Raw genomic sequence first — 17620 nt, forward strand, 5'->3', positions numbered from 1 at the left:
TTACTCATCCGGCAGCAGCTTCCAGCGCGGGTCGTCGTCAGGTAATGCGACCAGCGGCTGCACCACAGCGAGCGTGATCTCATTGGACGAGACGCGCTGGCCCTTCGCATCTTCCACCACCGCCGAGAGATGCCAGCGGTTTGTCGCCCCTTCAGCGTCATTCCAGGCAGGCATGATCACGCTCCAGCCGTCGGTGCTGTCACTTTTCCCCGGGGACGTCAGGCTCAAAGCCTGGGTATCACCCTGCCAGTGGATCTGACGAATACCGTGAGTGCTGCGAACCTGCAGCTTCAGCATGACGGTTTCGCCCCCTTTGAGATCCCACGGCGGGGTTGCCAGCCAGACGGAGAGCGTTTTACGCTGGCGGAACTCCATCACCGGCAGGCTGTTACGCTCCGGCGAGTCATAGCGGCTTCCGCGCAGGGATCGCGTGGCCGCGACCTCTCCGGCGGAGAGCTGCTTAACCAGCGGCACGCCGAAGCGATAGTTGAGCTTCAGCCCGAGGTTATTCTGGCTCTCTCCGCTTTCGCCCTGCTTATGCCCTGCGGTCAGCGTCACCAGCGGCACGGGGGTATAGTTAAGCCCGAGATTGACCGCCACCGGGTTGTGATACCCGGTTCCGCTGTTGAAGAGGTCAACGTTGTCGCCAAAATATTGCTCAAAGCTGACGCTGGTGTTCAGGTGATGAAACCACGGCAGCCAGGCTTTGGCGGTCACGTCATATCCCCGCGCCATGCGCTGCTCCTGGACGTCAGAGCTGTCGCGCCAGCCGGCAAAAGGCTGATAATAGTTAGCCGACAGGCGCAGATTTTCTCCCCATACCTCCGCGCCCAGCCCGGCACGCTGCAGGTTCTCATCCAGCAGGTTATCGTAAAAGGTGTTGTAGCCCAGCAGCCATTTTCCGGCCACCCAGCGCTGGCCGATTCCGGCGTTACTGACCAGGCCATCCGTCTGCTGCGTCAGGCCGAGCTGGCTCCAGCTCAGGTAACGGTTGTTATCGTTCCAGGGGATAAACCAGCTCCCGCTGCTGCCGTTGAATTTCCCGTCGTTATCCACCAGCAAATTGACGCTGGCATTCCCCCAGGGTGACAGCCAGGATTCAATCTGCTGGTTCACCTCGCCGCTCACCGCGTCACGCACCTGACCAAAGGCAAACTGCCGCGCCTGCTCGCCCGTAGTCAGGCCGTTGTCGGTCATACTGGCTTCACCAAAGGCTTTCGCCATTTCGGCGAGATGCTTTTCCCCCTCCCCGGTCGGGGCTGCCATACCGAGATCGGGGAGATTATCCCCGTTATTATCAAAGGGATTTTGTGCCTGCTGGATAAAGGAATTCGGCGCACCGTGAACGGCTCCGGCTGTAACGAGGGAGAGTAAAACCAGCGTTCGGAAAGGGGGAGAAACAGTCATCAATGTCGTAAGAATTACCCGGTGCTTACGTAAGAACACCAGGTACCTTAACGTGATTTCTCTCTCTTTGCAGCTTTACGGGGAATTTTCCGGAATTTCCTGAAACATTGTTTTGAGCTCAGGCACGCACGAACCGCAGTTCGTGCCGCACCGTAGCGTCGCCCCCAGCGCGGTAACGGAACCGCACCCTCCGGCAATCGCCTCCCGTATCGCGTTTTCTCCAACGCTGAAACAGCTGCAGATGATGCGCCCCGGATCTGTAACCTTCCCCACGCCCTGCCCGTTCAGCAGCGCATGGCGCTCAGCGGGTGTCGAGGGTGGCGACTGAAAAGCGGCTTCTATCACCGGGTGCGCCAGATCGGGCAAGGCGGTGCCTTCCCAGAAACCCAGCATCAGATGGCCGTTATGCCAGGCCAGTACGCTGCTGCGTTCCCCGGTTTGCGCAATCTGCAACTGCCAGCCCCGGCCGCTGGCATAGTCCATCACCCACGACAGCAGCGGCTTTTCACCCGCTATCGTCATTCGCGAGGCTTTACGCCACCAGTGAACCGAAGAGGGGATTTCCGGCCATTCCCGGGCATAGAGCTCCCCCTGCCAGGCGGGCTGCCAGGGCATGATTCTGACGGCGGTTTGCTTACTCTCCGGCTGCCCGGAAGCCGGATCGATGCGCACTTCCACCAGCGCGTTAACCTTTCCCTGGCGGGCAAACTCAGCGTTCCAGTGCATAGGAGCAAACGCTTCGCCTTCCCGTATTCCGTCGTTGATTCGTACTCTGGCCACCATCACGCCGCGCGGCGAGCCGATCCGCGCCAGCTGGCCGTCGCACAGTGAAAACCGAATGGCGTCTGCGGCGCAGACCTCAACAAACGGCTCCGCGATATGCTGCATCAGCCGGGGCACGTATCCCGTACGGGTCATGGTGTGCCACTGGTCGCGGATACGGCCAGTGTTGAGGATCGCCGGGTATAGCGCGGTAGCCGTCGCGCCGTGCGGCAGCGGATCGACAGGCACTACGTTTCGGCGCGGTAAATTCCCCGTCGGCCACTGGTACGGCTCAAGCGTCTCCCACGCTTCACGGGTTAACCCCGCCAGTTCCTGAAGGTTCAACGCCCGCGCACCGTCATTTTCAAACGCCGTCAGCGCCGCATGTTCGCAAAAAATCTCCTGCGGATGTTGCCAGGCAAAGGCCTCGCCGTAGCCCAGCCGTTTTGCAATCTGAGCCACGATCCACCAGTCCGGCTTCGCCTCACCCGGCGCGGGCAGAAACGCGCGCTGGCGCGAAATGCGCCGCTCGGAATTGGTCACCGTGCCGTCCTTCTCCCCCCAGCCCAGCGCCGGAAAACGGATATGGGCGAAGCGGCTGGTGTCGGTATCTTTCATCACCTCAGAGACAATCACCAGCGGACAGGCCGCCAGCGCCTGACACACCGCGTGGCTGTCCGGCAGCGATACGGCAGGATTGGTGCCCATGATCCACACCGCCTTCACCTCGCCGCGGGCGATGGCGTCAAACAGTTCCACCGCCATCAGCCCCGGCGTCTGCGCCAGCCGTTCCGTTCCCCAGAAACGCGCCACCCGCGAAAGATCGTCCGGCTCGAAGCTCATATGCGCCGCCAGCTGGTTCGCCAGCCCGCCCACTTCCCGGCCGCCCATGGCGTTTGGCTGTCCGGTCAGCGAAAATGGGCCGCAGCCCGGACGGTTGAACTTCCCGCTGGCAAGATGCACGTTAATGATGGCGCTGCACTTGTCGCTGCCGCTGGAGGACTGGTTGATCCCCATGGTGTAGAGCGTAATGGCGCGAGGCACGGTAACAAACCAGTCGTAAAAGGTACCAATATCCTCTGCCGGAAGGTCGCAAAACGCCGCCACGCGGGCAATCGGCCACTCATCAGTGCCCTGGATCAGATTGAGCAACCCCACAAACAGCCCGGCGTCGCTGCCGGGTTTAAGCGCCAGATGCAGGTCGGCAATATCGCAGGTAGCGGTTTTACGCGGGTCAATCACCACCACCTTCATCTGCGGGTTGTTGTGCTTTGCCTGCACCAGGCGCTGATAGAGCACCGGATGCGTCCAGGCCGCGTTCGAGCCGGCCAGCACCACCAGATCGCTGTTTTCCACATCCTCGTAGCTGCACGGCACCACGTCTTCGCCAAAGGCGCGCCTGTAGCCCACCACCGCCGAGGACATGCAGAGCCGGGAGTTGGTATCGATGTTCGCCGCGCCGATAAACCCTTTCATCAGCTTGTTGGCGGCATAGTAGTCCTCGGTTAACAGCTGGCCGGAGGCGTAAAACGCCACCGCCCGTGGCCCCCATGTGTCGATGATCTCCCGCAGTCGCTCGCCCGCCGCGTTCAGCGCCTGGGACCAGTCCACCTCAAGTCCATCGACAACGGGGTACAGCAATCGCCCCTGCAAGCCCGTTGTCTCCCCCAGGGCCGATCCTTTCACGCACAGGCGGCCAAAGTTTGCAGGGTGGGTGTCATCCCCCCGAACGCTGACCGCTCCATCCTCCACGCTGGCGATCACGCCGCAGCCGACCCCGCAGTAGGGGCACGTTGTCCTGGTTTCCGTCATGAGGCCTCCGCGCGCATCACCAGCTCTTCGTTGCCGACCCACACCTTGCCATTTTCAATTTTGACCGGCCAGGCGCGCACTGCGGGTTCGCCGTTCTCCACCTGACAGCCGTCGCGCAGGCGAATGCGCTGCTTGTAGAGCGGAGAAATAACCATCGGTTCGCCCGCCGCATCGCCGAGGATGCCGCGTGACAGCACGTTCGCACTGCTGCCCGGCTCCAGGTCGTCCAGGGCATAAACGGACGTGCCAAAGCGGAACAGCGCGATCGGTTTACGGCCAAGACGCGCGCCAATGCCCGCCTGCTCCGGGATATCGTCAATGCCGCAGATTTCCTGCCAGCGCTTGCTTTCGTCCGACGGCGCGACGTTCACCGCGGTGCGGAACAGCGCCAGGCGGTCAGGATCGTTGAGCGTGGTTTGCCATTCGCACTGGTACGTCTCGACTACCCGGGCCATCTCCTGCTCCAGCTCGTGGGCGATGCCGAGACTGTCGTTGAGGATCACCTCACGCAGATAGTCGAGGCCGCCCTCCAGGTTGTCCATCCAGGTGCTGGTGCGCTGCAGGCGATCCGCCGTGCGGATGTAGAACATCAGGAAACGGTCTACGGTGCGGATCAGCGTTTCGTCATCCAGATCGCTGGCGAAGAGATCTGCATGGCGAGGCTTCATCCCGCCGTTGCCGCACAGATAGAGGTTCCAGCCTTTGTCCGTGGCAATCACCCCCACGTCCTTGCTCTGCGCCTCCGCACACTCGCGGGTGCAGCCGGAAACGGCCATTTTGATTTTATGCGGGGCGCGCAGGCCCTTGTAGCGGTGCTCCAGTCTGACCGCGAGACCAGTGGAGTCCTGCACGCCGTAGCGGCACCAGGTCGACCCGACGCAGGATTTCACCGTGCGCAGGGATTTCCCGTAAGCGTGCCCGGTTTCAAACCCGGCCTCCACCAGCGCCTGCCAGATTTCCGGCAGCTGTTCCAGGGTGGCGCCAAACAGGTCGATACGCTGCCCGCCGGTGATTTTGCTGTACAGGCCGTAGCGTTTCGCAATCTGGCCGATGGCGATCAGCCCGTCGGCGGTCACTTCTCCTGCGGGCATGCGCGGCACGATGGAATACGTCCCGTCCTTCTGAATATTGGCGAAGTAGCGGTCGTTGGTGTCCTGCAATGGCAGATGCGCCGGTTTGAGCAGATACTCATTCCAGCAGGAGGCCAGCACTGACCCCACCAGCGGCTTACAGATCTCGCACCCGTGCCCCTGACCGTAGCGGCTGATAAGCTGGTCGAAGGTTCGGATATGGTTGACGCGCACCAGGTGATAAATTTCCTGGCGCGAGTACGGGAAGTGTTCGCAGATGTCCTTTTTCACCTCCACGCCCTGCTCGGCAAGCTGGAACTCCATCACCTGCTTCACCAGCGCGCTGCAGCCCCCGCAGCCGGTCGCCGCTTTGGTGCACTGCTTAACGGCGCCGATATCCGCTGCGCCCGCGCTCACCGCCCGGCAGATATCGCCTTTGCTGACGTTATGACACGAACAGATCTGCGCGCTTTCCGGCAGCGCCGCCACGCCCAGCGCTTTTGGCGCGCTGCCTGACAACGCAGGTAGTATCAGCGTTTCCGGCTCTTTCGGCAGGCTGATGCCGTTAAGCATCATCTGCACCAGCGTGGCGTATTCGCTGGCATCGCCCACCAGCACGCCGCCGAGCAGCGTTTGGCCGTCGTGGCTGACCACGATTTTCTTGTAGATTTGCTGCGGGCCGTGCGTCCACTGGTAGCTTAGCGCCCCCGGCGTGCGCCCGTGAGCATCGCCAAACGACGCCACGTCCACGCCGAGCAGCTTGAGCTTAGTGCTCATATCTGCCCCGGTGAAGGTTTTATCTTCGCCCGCGAGCACGGCGGCGGCCACGCGCGCCATCTGGTAGCCGGGCGCCACCAGGCCAAAGATTTTCCCCTCCCACAGGGCGCATTCACCGATGGCTAACACATTCGAATCGGAGGTCCGGCAGGCGTCATCAATGCAGATCCCGCCGCGCTCGCCAATAGCCAGCCCGCTGCTGCGCGCCAGCGCGTCCTGAGGACGAATACCGGCAGAGAAGACCACCATGTCCGTTTCCAGCTGTTCACCGTCGGCGAAGCGCAGCACCAGCCCGTCGTCCGTCGCAGCAATTTCCGTGGTGGCTTTACTGGTGTGAACGCCAACGCCCAGCGCCTCGATTTTCCTGCGCAGCATCGCCGCGCCGTCATTATCAAGCTGCACCGCCATCAGATTGGGCGCAAACTCCACCACGTGCGTTTCCAGCCCGAGTTGCTTGAGGGCATTCGCCGCCTCCAGCCCGAGCAGGCCGCCGCCAATCACCACGCCACGACGCGAGCCCGCCGCGTGGGCCGCTATGTTGTCCAGGTCGTCAAGGGTGCGGTAGACAAAGCAGCCCGGCAGATCGTTGCCCGGTACCGGCGGTACGAACGGGTATGAGCCGGTCGCCAGCACCAGCTTGTCCCAGTGGGTCTCATGCCCGCTGGGGGTACGCACCACGCGCGCGTCGCGATCGATAGCGACGATCTGCTGCGAGAGGCGCAGCTCAATGCCGTTATCGGAAAAGAACTCCCCCTCCACCAGCGAGAGCGACGCCGCGCTTCGGCCGCCAAAGTATTCCGACAGATGCACGCGGTCATAGGCGGCATAGCGCTCCTCACCAAAGACAACGATCTGATACTGCTGATGCAGATTGCGGTTAACGCAGTCTTCGAGAAAATGATGGCCGACCATACCGTGTCCAACCACCACCAGAGTAGGTTTTGTCATAGCGTTCTGTCCTGCAACCTGCGGTTGCGTAGTGAAACGATCGAACAGCCAGTCCGCGCGTGCGGGCGCAGCCGTTGCCAGTAAATCGGTAAATGTTGCCGCGCTGCGGCAGTCGCCCATCAGCAGCACGCCAGCCAGCGCACCCTGATGGATCAGTAACCGACGATAGTGACGGGTTAGCGGATCCCAGGAGCTCCAGACCACATCGCCCGCCTGCGCCGCCGCGCGCCCGAGGCTGAACAGCTCCACGCCCGTCACCTTGAGGCGCACGCCATTGTCGGTGAGGGCAAACGGCGCGGCTGTGTCGCCCGCCAGCCGCGCGGCGAGAATATCCGCCTGCGTCATACAGGGGGCGACCAGGCCAAAGGTCTGGCCGTCAATTTCGCAGCACTCGCCAATGGCGTAGACGTCCGGTGCGGAGGTCCGCATCTGGCTATCCACCACGATGCCGCGCGCGCAGCGAACACCGCTGGCCTGCGCAAGCGCGACGTTGGGCTGCACGCCGGTCGCCAGCACCACGCGCGCGGCGGCGACGCGGCGTCCGTTGAGCAACGTCACGCTATTCCCGTTAATCGCCGCGATGCCGGAGGCGAGTTCAGAGCGCACGCCCCGCGCCGCCAGCGCCTCTTCAAGCAGTACGCCCGCCTGCTGGTCCAGCTGCTGCTCCATCAGCCACGGGCCGCGATGAACGAGCGTGACGTTGTCACCTGAACGAGCCAGCGCTGCCGCCGTCTCTACGCCGAGCACGCCGCCCCCCAGCACCACCGCCGGACCGGCTATCGCCTGAATGGCGCGGGTATCCTCCAGGGTACGGAACGTGAAGACGTGCGGCGCATCGCCCCCAGGAATCGGCGGCACAAACGGCGTTGACCCGGTGGCAAAGACCAGCGCATCCCAGCCCAGCGTGCGGGCGGTGGTTTGCACTTCCCGTGCGTCCACGTTCACGGCGAGTGCCTTTTCGCCCCGCAGCACCGTCACGCCGCGCTCCTGGTACCATTGGTCATCCTGAAGGCAGATGCCCGCAGCCGTTTTTTCCCCTCCCAGCACCGGCGAAAGCTGGATGCGGTTATAGGCATGCTCCGGCTCGTCACCGATGACGGTGATAGCGAACCGACCGGAAGCTCGCCCGGTGAGCGAAGCAATCAGCCGGGTTGCCGCCATGCCATTCCCGATAATGACCAGTCGCATCAACGCCCCCTCGTTACGCCGCTTTCGGCTGTTTTTCGTAGAGGAAATGGAGGATCTGCTGGCGCATGTGGTGATAGCGGCTGTCTTCCGCCAGCTGCACCCGGTTGCGCGGGCGCGGCAGGTCAACGCGCAGGATCTCCCCGACGGTGGCCGCCGGGCCGTTGGTCATCATCAGCACGCGATCGGAGAGCAGCACCGCCTCGTCCACGTCGTGGGTAATGAGCACGATGGTGGTGTTCAGCGCCTGCTGGATCTGCATCACCGAGTCCTGCAGATGGGCGCGCGTCAGCGCATCCAGCGCGCCGAACGGCTCATCCATCAGCAATACTTTCGGCTTCATCGCCAGCGCGCGGGCAATCCCGACGCGCTGCTTCATGCCGCCGGAGATCTCCCCCGGACGCTTGTGCAACGCGTGGCCCATCTGCACGCGGTCGAGGTTGTGCTCGATCCACTCTTTGCGCTCGGCCTTGCTCATGGTGTGACGGAACACCTGATCCACTGCCAGCGCCACGTTGTCGAAGCAGGTCAGCCACGGCAGCAGCGAATGGTTCTGGAACACCACCGCGCGCTCGGGCCCCGGCCCGGCGATTTCGCGGTTGTCGCAAATCAGCCCGCCTTCCGTCGGCAGTGCGATCCCGGCGATAAGGTTAAGCAGCGTCGACTTGCCGCAGCCGGAGTGGCCGATAAGACTCACGGTTTCGCCCTCGTGGATATCAAAAGAGACGTTCTGCAGCGCCAGAAACTCGCCGCTGGCGGTGGAAAAACGCTGGCTCACGGCCTGGACCTGAATTAATGGTTTCATGTTCGCTCCTTATTTTTCCTGCCAGCTAAAGCGACGGGCGATCAGCATCAGCCCCTGCTCCAGCAGCAACCCGACCACGCCGATGATGACGATGGCGATCAGAATGTTTTCGACGTTGAGGTTGTTCCACTCGTTCCAGATCCAGAAGCCGATACCCAGCCCCCCGGTGAGCATCTCGGCGGCGACAATCACCAGCCAGGCGATGCCGATGGAGAGGCGCACCCCGGTCAGCACAGCGGGTAGCACAGCCGGGAAGAGTATGCGGCGCATGATCGTCCACTCGGAAAGCTGCAATACGCGGGCGACGTTGAGGTAGTCCTGCGGAATGCGGCGCACGCCTTCGGCGGTGTTGATCACCATCGGCCAGATAGAGCAGATGAAAATGGTCCAGCTCGACGCGGGCTCCGCTTTCTGGAACAGCAGCAGGCCGATGGGCAGCCAGGCCAGCGGGCTGACCGGGCGCAGAAGCGCAATCAGCGGGTTGAACATGCGCGAGAAAAAGGTGAAACGGCCAATCAAAAAGCCCAGCGGAATACCCGCCAGCGCTGCCAGGCCAAAACCGATGGCGACGCGCTGCAGTGAAGCAAGCACGTTCCAGCCAATGCCCATATCGTTAGGCCCGTCGCGATAAAACGGGTCGGCAAACAGGGTAATGGCGGAATCAAGCGTGCTGAGCGGCGTCGGGAAGCCTTTGCTGTTTATCGCCGCCAGTTGCCAGAGCACCACCAGCAGCCCGAGGCCGAGCAGCGCCGGAATAACGCGCTGGAAAAAGTCGTTCATCCGGCGCGCTAACGCGGGCGGGCGGCGGCGAACCTGTACCGGAGGCAGGACAATCACTTCCCCGCTCTCTGGCGTCTCTTGTGGTTTCGTGTTTTGCAGATGCGGCATAATCAGGCCCCTTTACGGTGAATGGCGAAACGGCTGGCGTACCCTTCCGGATCGGCGCCGTTCCAGACGGTGCCGTCCATCAGCGTGCTGCTGCGGTACGGTGATGACGGCGTGGACATACCGCCGACGGCGGTGGCGGCATCCTGCCAGACCGAGGTCTGGTTGATGCGCTGCGCGATGCCCGCGTAGTCCGGCGCGGCTTTGAGCAAGCCCCAGCGGCGGAACTGGGTTAAGAACCACATGCCGTCGGAGAGATACGGGTAGCTCACAGCCCCCTCGTTGAAGAAGCGGATCGGGTGCGCGTCCTGCCAGCGCTGGCCCAGGCCGTTGTCGTACTCGCCGAGCATGCGCCCGGTGAGATACTGTTCTTTGCAGTTGAGCCACGCCCGGCGGGAGAGGATCTGCGCGGTTTCGCGTTTGTTTTCCGGGGACGCCTCGATCCAGCGCGCGGCCTCCAGCACCGCGCTCACCAGCGCCCGGGCGGTGTGCGGGTTTTTCTCCACCCAGTCGCGACGCGTGCCGAGGATCTTTTCCGGATGATCGGCCCAGATGGACTGCGACGTGGCGGCGGTAAAGCCGATACGGTCGTTAATCGCGCGCGCGTTCCACGGCTCGCCGACGCAGAAGCCCACCATGTTGCCGATGCGCATGTTCATCACCATCTGCGGCGGCGGCACCACCACCGTGCGCACGTCGTCAAAGGGGTTAATGCCCGCGCTGGCCAGCCAGTAGTAAAGCCACATGGCATGCGTCCCGGTCGGGAAGGTGTGCGCGAAGGTGTAGGTTCCCGGCGCCTGCTGCCCGATCAGCGTTTTCAGCCCGTCGAGATCGCGAACGCCCTTCTCCGCCAGATCGCTTGAAAGCGTGATGGCCTGGCCGTTCTGATTGAGCGTCATCAGATTCGCCATCTGCTGCGGCTTGCCGGCGATGCCCAGCTCCAGCCCGTACAGCAGACCGTAAAGAATGTGTGCGGCGTCCAGTTCTCCCGCCACCAGCTTGTCGCGCACCGCCGCCCAGCTCGCCTCTTTGGTGGGAACGATGGTGATACCGTATTTTTTATCAAAGCCTTTTAACGCTGCGATAACCACCGGCGCGCAGTCGGTCAACGGGATAAACCCGACGCGCACCGTCTCCTGTTCCGGTTTATCTGAGCCAGCCGCCCAGGCAGCCTGCATAACACCCGGTAACAGCGCTGCGCCACTCGCCAGCATGCTGGCCTGCAAAAATCGCCGTCTCGACAAATCCGCCATAACCGCTCCCGAAAAAAAGCCAAAAAAAAGCGCCCGCCGTGCCGAAGCACCGCTGGACGCCTTTATCCCGAAGACTGATGCACCGCCGTTGGCGCACCGTCAAAAATGGTTAATTAAATAATGCAAAGCCAGTGCCAGGTTTAAAGACCCTCTTTCAGGGCCGAAAACCGGTTTTGACCGCGTTCACGCACCTCAATCAGGCATAAAATGCCCGCTGATTGTGCAGCTACTCCTTTGGTGTTACCTGCCAGACGCTCTTCACCGTAAGCAGCGCGCGGGCGATATCGACCATGCGCTGGTTCTTGTCCATCGCCATTTTGCGCAGCGTTGTCCAGGCCTGTTCTTCACTCATGTTCTGGTGGGTCATCAGCACGCTTTTGGCTTTATCAATGGTTTTGCGCTCCTCAAGCGTATCGCGCAGCGACGCGAGCTGGCGGGAAAGCTGCTCTATCTCTCGTGCCTGCTGGCGAACCAGGGTCAGCAGCGGTTTATCCGGGTAGTGCGCCAGCGGATCGTCCTGTTCATCCCCGGGAAGCGGGTATGCCTCGTCGCGCTGAATACGCTCATCCACCGCGACCATCAGATCGGCGATGATCGTCTCCTCCAGCGCGCGCAGATGCTCCAGCCGCGCCGTTTGCAGCGCAAACCAGGCGAGTGCGGTATGGCCATTGTCTGCGGCAGGCTGGCGGGTACAGGCCACGCGCCGGAGCTGCTCCGTCTCACGATCGGGCTGACAATTAAGGGAGAACGAAGTCTGCACGTCGGCCTGGCTGTGGGAGAGAAAGATCTCAAAGCAGGCCTGCTGCCCGTCAATGCGGTCAACCAGCCGCTGGCGGGTCACGTCATCGAAAAAGCCCTGCGTGAAGCCAATCGCCCCCAGGGCCCGCTCTTGTCCCGCCAGCTCTTTCCCCTGCATCAGGCTATATAGCGCGACGAAACGGCCCGCGATTTGCGGGTCGTCAATGCTGTCATTAAGCTGCGGTACGATACTGAGCAGGTGGCGCAGCATGCGGGAGTAGTGCTCCATTGCCTGCGGAGCCGTCAGCGTTTGCCGATTTACACCGTCGCGCAGCGCGGGAAGCGTCTCCAGCGTGAGCAGCGCATTGCCGATACGTTCGCAAACGGCGCTTCCCGGAAAGGCGGACTGTTTTCCAAGAATGTCGTTCAGTGCAGCAAGGTTTTCGTCCACCAGCGCCCGGCTGGCTTTGCATTCAGGCGCATAGAGCTTACCCTGTGAGCAGAGCCAGACGTTAGATGCGCCGCGCTCGCACTGGAGCATATGCACCAGCTGGCTAATACCGCGCACCAGCACGTTCAGCTGCGCCAGCCTGCTGAGCTGCTCCCGGCGCATCCGCCTTGCGCGCTGGAGCCATTCGGTTGCACCTGGCGAAATGCCGGCCATTAATGTCATGCTTACTCTCCCGGACAGCGAAACTCCGGGGAAATTAAGCAATATTCGTGCCTTTATAAAAACAGGAGTCAACATGCAGAAGATTGTGATCGTCGCCAACGGTGCGGCTTACGGTAGCGAATCCCTTTTCAACAGCCTGCGCCTGGCGATCGCGCTACGCGAAAAAGAGAGCGACCTGGTATTGCGGATATTTTTAATGTCCGATGCCGTGACCGCGGGGTTGAAGGGTCAAAAACCGGCGGAAGGCTACAACATTCAGCAGATGCTGGAGATCCTGACCGCGCAGGACGTACCGGTAAAACTCTGTAAGACCTGCACCGACGGGCGCGGCGTTACCGGGCTGCCGCTGATCGAGGGCGTAGAAATCGGTACGCTGGTTGAACTGGCCGAATGGACGCTGACTGCGGATAAAGTATTAACTTTTTAATAATAAACCCGTAAAAATATTATTTTCTTATGGACGCGGTTTCAGCATCAAGTTTACCTGCGGGGTTGCCGATAGGCATGGAAACAACACAGCAGGTATTTCACTTATGTTCAGATCCATTCGCGCACGCATTATCGCCGCGACGACAGGCTGCCTCGTCGTCGCCCTTCTTCTCAATACCGTAATTAACTTCCAGGTCACGCGCCAGGATAACCAGCAGTCCCAGCGCGATATTCTGACCAGCACCCGCGCCAGTCACAACATGGCGATTGCCGACTGGGTCAAAAGCAAAATGACGGTGATTACCTCCGCGCAGAGCATCGCGCTGGCTGACGATCCGGTTCCGGCGTTTAAGCAGCTTGCCCTGGCGGGCGGTTTCACCAATGTTTACGTGGGCTACGCCAGCAAGACGGCGAAATTCTCCGACCCGACAGGCGTCCCGGCGGATTATGACCCCACCGTTCGTCCCTGGTATCAACAGGTGGTGAGCACGGACGGCCCGGTGGTAACGGCACCCTACGTTGATGCCGGGACCGGGAAGCTGGTGGTCACGTTTGCCGTGCCGGTGAAGGAGAATGGCGCTCTGAAAGCGGTGGTGGCGGGCGATGTCGCCATGGATAGCGTGGTGACGAACGTGCGCGGGATCCACCCCACGCCGGCCAGCAGCGGGTTGCTTCTGAACAGCGACGGCACGGTGATTGCCGCCAACGAGCCGGCCCTGACGCTGAAGCCGTTTGCCGAGACGATCAAAGGCATCGACCTTGCGGCGCTGAAGAGCGGTAACCCGATCGACGGAACGCTGAATGACGAGGAAAAAACCTTTATCGCCTCAGCCGTGCCGGGCACGAACTGGCTCCTGGTCGTCGCCCTCGACAGCAGCGATGCCACCTCCGGCATGCGTTCCCTGCTGAAAGCGTCGGCGATTTCGCTGGTGATCCTCGCACTCCTGAGCGGCGCCATTGTTCACGTCCTGATTGCCCGCCTGCTGAAGCGCCTGTCCGACATTCGTGACGCGATGCACAACATTGCCAACGGCACTAACGATCTGTCCCAGCGCCTGCCGGACAGCGGCGATGACGAAGTGGCGCAAATTGCGCAGGCGTTTAATGCTTTCAGCGATAAGCTCTCGGTGGTGATGGTTCAGCTCCGCGACGCCAGCGCCTCGGTGAAAAACGCCGCGCAGGAGATTGCGGCAGGTAACCAGGATCTCTCCGGACGTACCGAGCAGGCGGCGTCCAGCCTTCGCGAAACCGCCAGCGCCGTGGAAGAGATCACCGCCTCCGTCACCCAGTCAAATGAATCGGCAGCAGAAGCCAACGACCAGGCCAGCAAGGCCTCTGCGGCCGCAGCGCGCGGCGGTGAAGTGGTTTCGCAAGCCATCAGCACCATGCAGTCCATCGAAGTGGCGTCCGCTAAGATTGGCGATATCACCAGCGTAATCGACGGCATCGCCTTCCAGACCAACATTCTGGCGCTGAACGCCTCCGTCGAGGCGGCGCGTGCCGGTGAGCAGGGCCGCGGGTTCGCCGTGGTCGCCGGTGAAGTGCGGAACCTCGCCAGCCGCAGCGCCCAGGCGGCGAAAGAGATCAAATCGCTTATCGACTCCACCACCGACAGCGTGGCCACCGGCTCGCGCTACGTGCATCTGGCCGGGGAAAGCATGGATGAGATCCGCTCCAGCATCGGCAGCGTCTCCGGCATCATGCGCGAGATCTCGATTGCCACCAGCGAGCAGATGAAAGGCATTCACGAGATCAACCACGCGGTGACCCATCTCGACAGAATGGTGCAGCAGAATGCCGAGCTGGTGGTGCAGTCCGCCGCGGCCGCCAGCGCATTGCAAAGCCAGGCGGGCGAGCTTGCTGAAACCGCCGGCCATTTCCGCATTTAATTTTCTTCAGGCGCGCGTTAAACAGGGTAAACGCGCGTCAGCTGAAAGGTTTCAGGAATTTTGTCATTTTTGTTTAATCGTTATGCCATTTTTTGATCAAAATCAGCATCCCTCGCTCCCCGCTTTGGTGTTATGCAATGAGTATTTTGTGAACAACATCACGCTCGGGATGGGCAAAATCGACGGGGTAGAAAATGGCACTGGTGAAAACAAGTTTGAAACTGTTTGGCGGGGATACGGTGGTGGTGCGTTGCTCAGAGCGCTGTCGTATTCATCTGATGAGTGCGAAAGCACAGAAACAATCCCAGGCGGATATTCTGACCGTGCAGGATGACAAGGCCTGGCTTACCGTGCCGTATACCGGCACGTGGGATGTGCTGATCGACAGCCACAGCCAGTCGCTGGAGCATTCGGTCAGCTACGTGGCAGCGTAATTTAAACGCCCGGCTCGCCGGGCGTATTCTCAGGCAAAACCCGGTCGCAGCGTGCTGTTGAGCGGGTTCCCTTCCAGCAGCGCCTTCACTTTCACCACCAGCTCATTCAGACAATCGTCCTGCATGCCGAGTCGGGTCAGCTCCTGATCGAGGGAGAAGAGATATTGCGCGTTGGTGCCCAGCGGCCCGCTGGCTGCGGCGATTAACGGGGCAATCACCTGCGTGCGGGTGTCCGCTTCATACAGCGGGTGGCGCGGATCCATAATAAACACCAGCGCGTTAACGGTGCGCCCGTCGTCGAGCTCCAGCTTGCACCAGCTCGGCATATAGCAGCCGGTGATCATCTCGCGCTTCCAGAGCAGCGTCAGCTCCTCTTCGAGCGTGGCATCCGGAAGGCGATACGCGACGCCCGTGGTGCGTCCGCCCTCTTTTAGTGCAAGCATGCGCCCTGGCTGACAGGCGCTGCCGCGTCCGGCCGTCAGGCGCAGGCAAAATGCGCGATGCCAGCCGGGCAGCGTGCCGGTTGCCGATTCAACAAATTCGAGAGCCGGGTTCCACATCAGTGAACCGTAGCCAAAAATCCATACCGGGCCATCATCCGGGCGGCAGGCAAGCGTAGCAGCGAGCGACGCCGCACGTTGTTCAGCTGACCAGAGAAGCGATTCCTCAATAGCACCAAATGCCGTCTTACAATCTGCCTTCATTAAGAAATCACGCGTTAACACTTTACACCTCCGCCACTGCATGCTTCCTTGCGACATCTGTAATTCGCCTTCCCGGCATTCTGTGCTGGTCATTTTGCCAGCAGTAAAATTACGATAAGCAATTAGCGGACCAGTTGCAATACAACGGAAGTTCAACCGCCTGAAAAGTCAAAATGAAGGCAGCGAATAATTTCACGGCTATTTCTTTTTATGCCATTTATCATCGTCTCCTTTCTCATAGTCATGTTTTACTGCGGCCCAGGCGACCTTGTGCGCCGTCTCTTCCCGGCTGGCATCATCCCGCCGATCGTCTTTATCTTTGTACTGATCCCAGGCGCTGTTAAACGCTTCTTTGTAGATATCCTGCGCGTGTTCGGGCAGGACGTTTTTCACGTTATCGGGTAATTCGCGTTTCGTTTTATATGGCATCACTAACCTCTCTTTTGCCTAAAGAGTTAAGTGTGGACGACGATACGCCGGTGTGCCAGCCGGTCATAAACAATGAACGGATGAATTTCATAATTCATTGTTATTAAATATATATTTAAAAGAAATATCTTATTATAGGCATTAAACAAGAAAACCATAACAAAGGGTAAAATTAAGTAAAAAATAAAGGTTATTTAACAGATTTCTGTTAATTTAATGCCCTTAAAATCTATCTATAATTACAAGCACCTGCATTGATGGAGAAGCACATGACAGCAACACACGAGGCGGTAAAGACCCGCCACAAGGAGACGTCTCTCATTTTCCCGGTTCTGGCACTGGCTGTGCTGCTCTTCTGGGGAAGCAGTCAGTCACTGCCAGTGGTGGTTGGTATCAATATTCTTGCCCTGGTCGGTATCTTAACCAGCGCATTTAGCGTCGTTCGCCATGCGGACGTATTAGCCCACCGCCTGGGCGAGCCTTATGGCTCTTTAATTCTCAGCCTTTCCGTCGTTATTCTCGAAGTCAGCCTGATTTCCGCGTTGATGGCAACCGGCGATGCCGCCCCGACCCTGATGCGCGATACGCTTTACTCCATCATTATGATTGTGACGGGCGGCCTGGTAGGCTTCTCTCTGTTACTGGGCGGACGCAAATTTGCGACCCAGTACATGAATCTTTTCGGCATTAAACAGTATCTGATTGCCCTCTTCCCGCTGGCAATTATCGTGCTGGTCTTCCCGATGGCGCTGCCGGGAGCAAACTTCTCCACCGGCCAGGCGCTGCTGGTCGCGCTGATTTCCGCCGCCATGTACGGCGTGTTCCTGCTCATTCAGACCAAAACGCACCAGAGCCTGTTTGTGTATGAGCATGAAGACGACAGCGACGACGATGACCCGCACCACGGCAAGCCGTCGGCCCACAGCAGCGCGTGGCACACGGTTTGGCTGATCGTGCATCTGATTGCGGTTATCGCGGTCACCAAGATGAACGCCAACCCGCTGGAGACGCTGTTAACCGAACTGAACGCGCCGGTGGCCTTTACCGGTTTCCTGGTGGCGCTGCTGATCCTGTCCCCTGAGGGTTTAGGTGCGCTGAAGGCGGTGCTGAACAATCAGGTGCAGCGTGCGATGAATCTGTTCTTCGGCTCCGTGCTGGCGACCATTTCACTCACCGTACCGGTGGTGACGCTGATCGCCTTTATGACCGGTAACGAGCTGCAGTTTGCGCTGGGCGCGCCGGAGATGATTGTGATGGTGGCCTCGCTGCTGCTGTGCCAGATTTCATTCTCCACTGGCCGCACCAATGTCCTGAACGGCGCGGCGCATATGGCGCTGTTTGTAGCGTATTTGATGACGATCTTTGCGTAGTCTTTTTGCCCAGCGGTGCTGCGCTTACCCGGCAATATGTCCCATAAAAA

Annotated in this window: 13 protein-coding genes; 4 read left to right on the forward strand and 9 right to left on the reverse strand. The window is 60.5% G+C overall.

Going from position 1 to position 17620, the window contains the following annotated elements; genetic code table 11:
* From ACMGGH_RS18700 to nasR, 7 genes are all read right to left on the reverse strand, one after another.
* Complete coding sequence (locus ACMGGH_RS18700) at positions 1-1407, reverse strand: YchO/YchP family invasin (RefSeq protein ID WP_059354254.1); 1407 nt, start codon at positions 1405-1407, stop codon at positions 1-3.
* Between the two features lie 75 nt (positions 1408-1482).
* Positions 1483-3981 carry a nitrate reductase gene (locus ACMGGH_RS18705; protein ID WP_193359774.1) on the reverse strand — a complete coding sequence of 833 codons (2499 nt, stop codon included), beginning with the start codon at positions 3979-3981 and terminating at the stop codon, positions 1483-1485.
* The gene (gene nirB / locus ACMGGH_RS18710; protein WP_232948365.1) at positions 3978-7964 is read right to left on the reverse strand and encodes a nitrite reductase large subunit NirB; all 3987 of its coding nucleotides are present in this window, start codon (positions 7962-7964) and stop codon (positions 3978-3980) included. Before nirB ends, ACMGGH_RS18705 begins: the two co-directional genes overlap by 4 nt.
* A 13-nt stretch (positions 7965-7977) precedes the next feature.
* Positions 7978-8766, reverse strand: a complete 789-nt coding sequence (locus ACMGGH_RS18715) for an ABC transporter ATP-binding protein (protein WP_028013451.1) — start codon at positions 8764-8766, stop codon at positions 7978-7980.
* A 9-nt stretch (positions 8767-8775) separates the two neighbouring features.
* Positions 8776-9654, reverse strand: a complete 879-nt coding sequence (gene ntrB / locus ACMGGH_RS18720) for a nitrate ABC transporter permease (protein ID WP_028013452.1) — start codon at positions 9652-9654, stop codon at positions 8776-8778.
* 2 nt (positions 9655-9656) lie between these two features.
* Positions 9657-10904, reverse strand: coding sequence for a CmpA/NrtA family ABC transporter substrate-binding protein (locus ACMGGH_RS18725; protein WP_028013453.1), 1248 nt, complete (start codon positions 10902-10904; stop codon positions 9657-9659).
* Between the two features lie 226 nt (positions 10905-11130).
* A complete protein-coding gene (nasR, locus tag ACMGGH_RS18730) occupies positions 11131-12315 on the reverse strand; it encodes a nitrate regulatory protein NasR (RefSeq protein ID WP_045261104.1) in 1185 nt (394 codons plus the stop codon).
* 73 nt (positions 12316-12388) lie between these two features.
* Between nasR and ACMGGH_RS18735 the strand changes: the two genes are divergently transcribed.
* The 3 genes from ACMGGH_RS18735 (at position 12389) to ACMGGH_RS18745 (ending at position 15067) form a co-directional block, all read left to right on the forward strand.
* Positions 12389-12742 (forward strand): DsrE/DsrF/TusD sulfur relay family protein, encoded by a 354-nt coding sequence (locus ACMGGH_RS18735; RefSeq protein WP_048998380.1) that lies wholly within the window; start codon positions 12389-12391, stop codon positions 12740-12742.
* A 106-nt stretch (positions 12743-12848) separates the two neighbouring features.
* Entirely contained in the window at positions 12849-14633 is a 1785-nt protein-coding gene (locus tag ACMGGH_RS18740) for a methyl-accepting chemotaxis protein (RefSeq protein ID WP_420299194.1), read from the forward strand.
* A gap of 194 nt (positions 14634-14827) precedes the next feature.
* The gene (locus tag ACMGGH_RS18745) at positions 14828-15067 is read left to right on the forward strand and encodes a DUF1883 domain-containing protein (RefSeq protein WP_013096243.1); all 240 of its coding nucleotides are present in this window, start codon (positions 14828-14830) and stop codon (positions 15065-15067) included.
* Positions 15068-15096: 29 nt separating this feature from the next.
* On the opposite strand, the gene ACMGGH_RS18750 is transcribed toward ACMGGH_RS18745, so the two are convergent.
* Together ACMGGH_RS18750 and chaB are read right to left on the reverse strand one after the other, a co-directional pair.
* On the reverse strand, positions 15097-15792 hold the full coding sequence (locus tag ACMGGH_RS18750; RefSeq protein WP_028013457.1) for a gamma-glutamylcyclotransferase: 696 nt from the start codon (positions 15790-15792) through the stop codon (positions 15097-15099).
* Between the two features lie 177 nt (positions 15793-15969).
* Complete coding sequence (chaB, locus tag ACMGGH_RS18755) at positions 15970-16200, reverse strand: putative cation transport regulator ChaB (protein WP_014884191.1); 231 nt, start codon at positions 16198-16200, stop codon at positions 15970-15972.
* A gap of 269 nt (positions 16201-16469) precedes the next feature.
* Between chaB and chaA the strand changes: the two genes are divergently transcribed.
* Positions 16470-17570: a sodium-potassium/proton antiporter ChaA gene (gene chaA, locus ACMGGH_RS18760; protein WP_008499517.1), complete on the forward strand. Its 1101-nt coding sequence runs from the start codon at positions 16470-16472 to the stop codon at positions 17568-17570.
* Positions 17571-17620: the final 50 nt, after the last annotated feature.

Origin of the sequence: Enterobacter sp. BNK-16 (assembly GCF_048684955.1) — a bacterium.
In the GTDB taxonomy this organism is placed as follows: Bacteria; Pseudomonadota; Gammaproteobacteria; order Enterobacterales; family Enterobacteriaceae; genus Enterobacter; species Enterobacter bugandensis.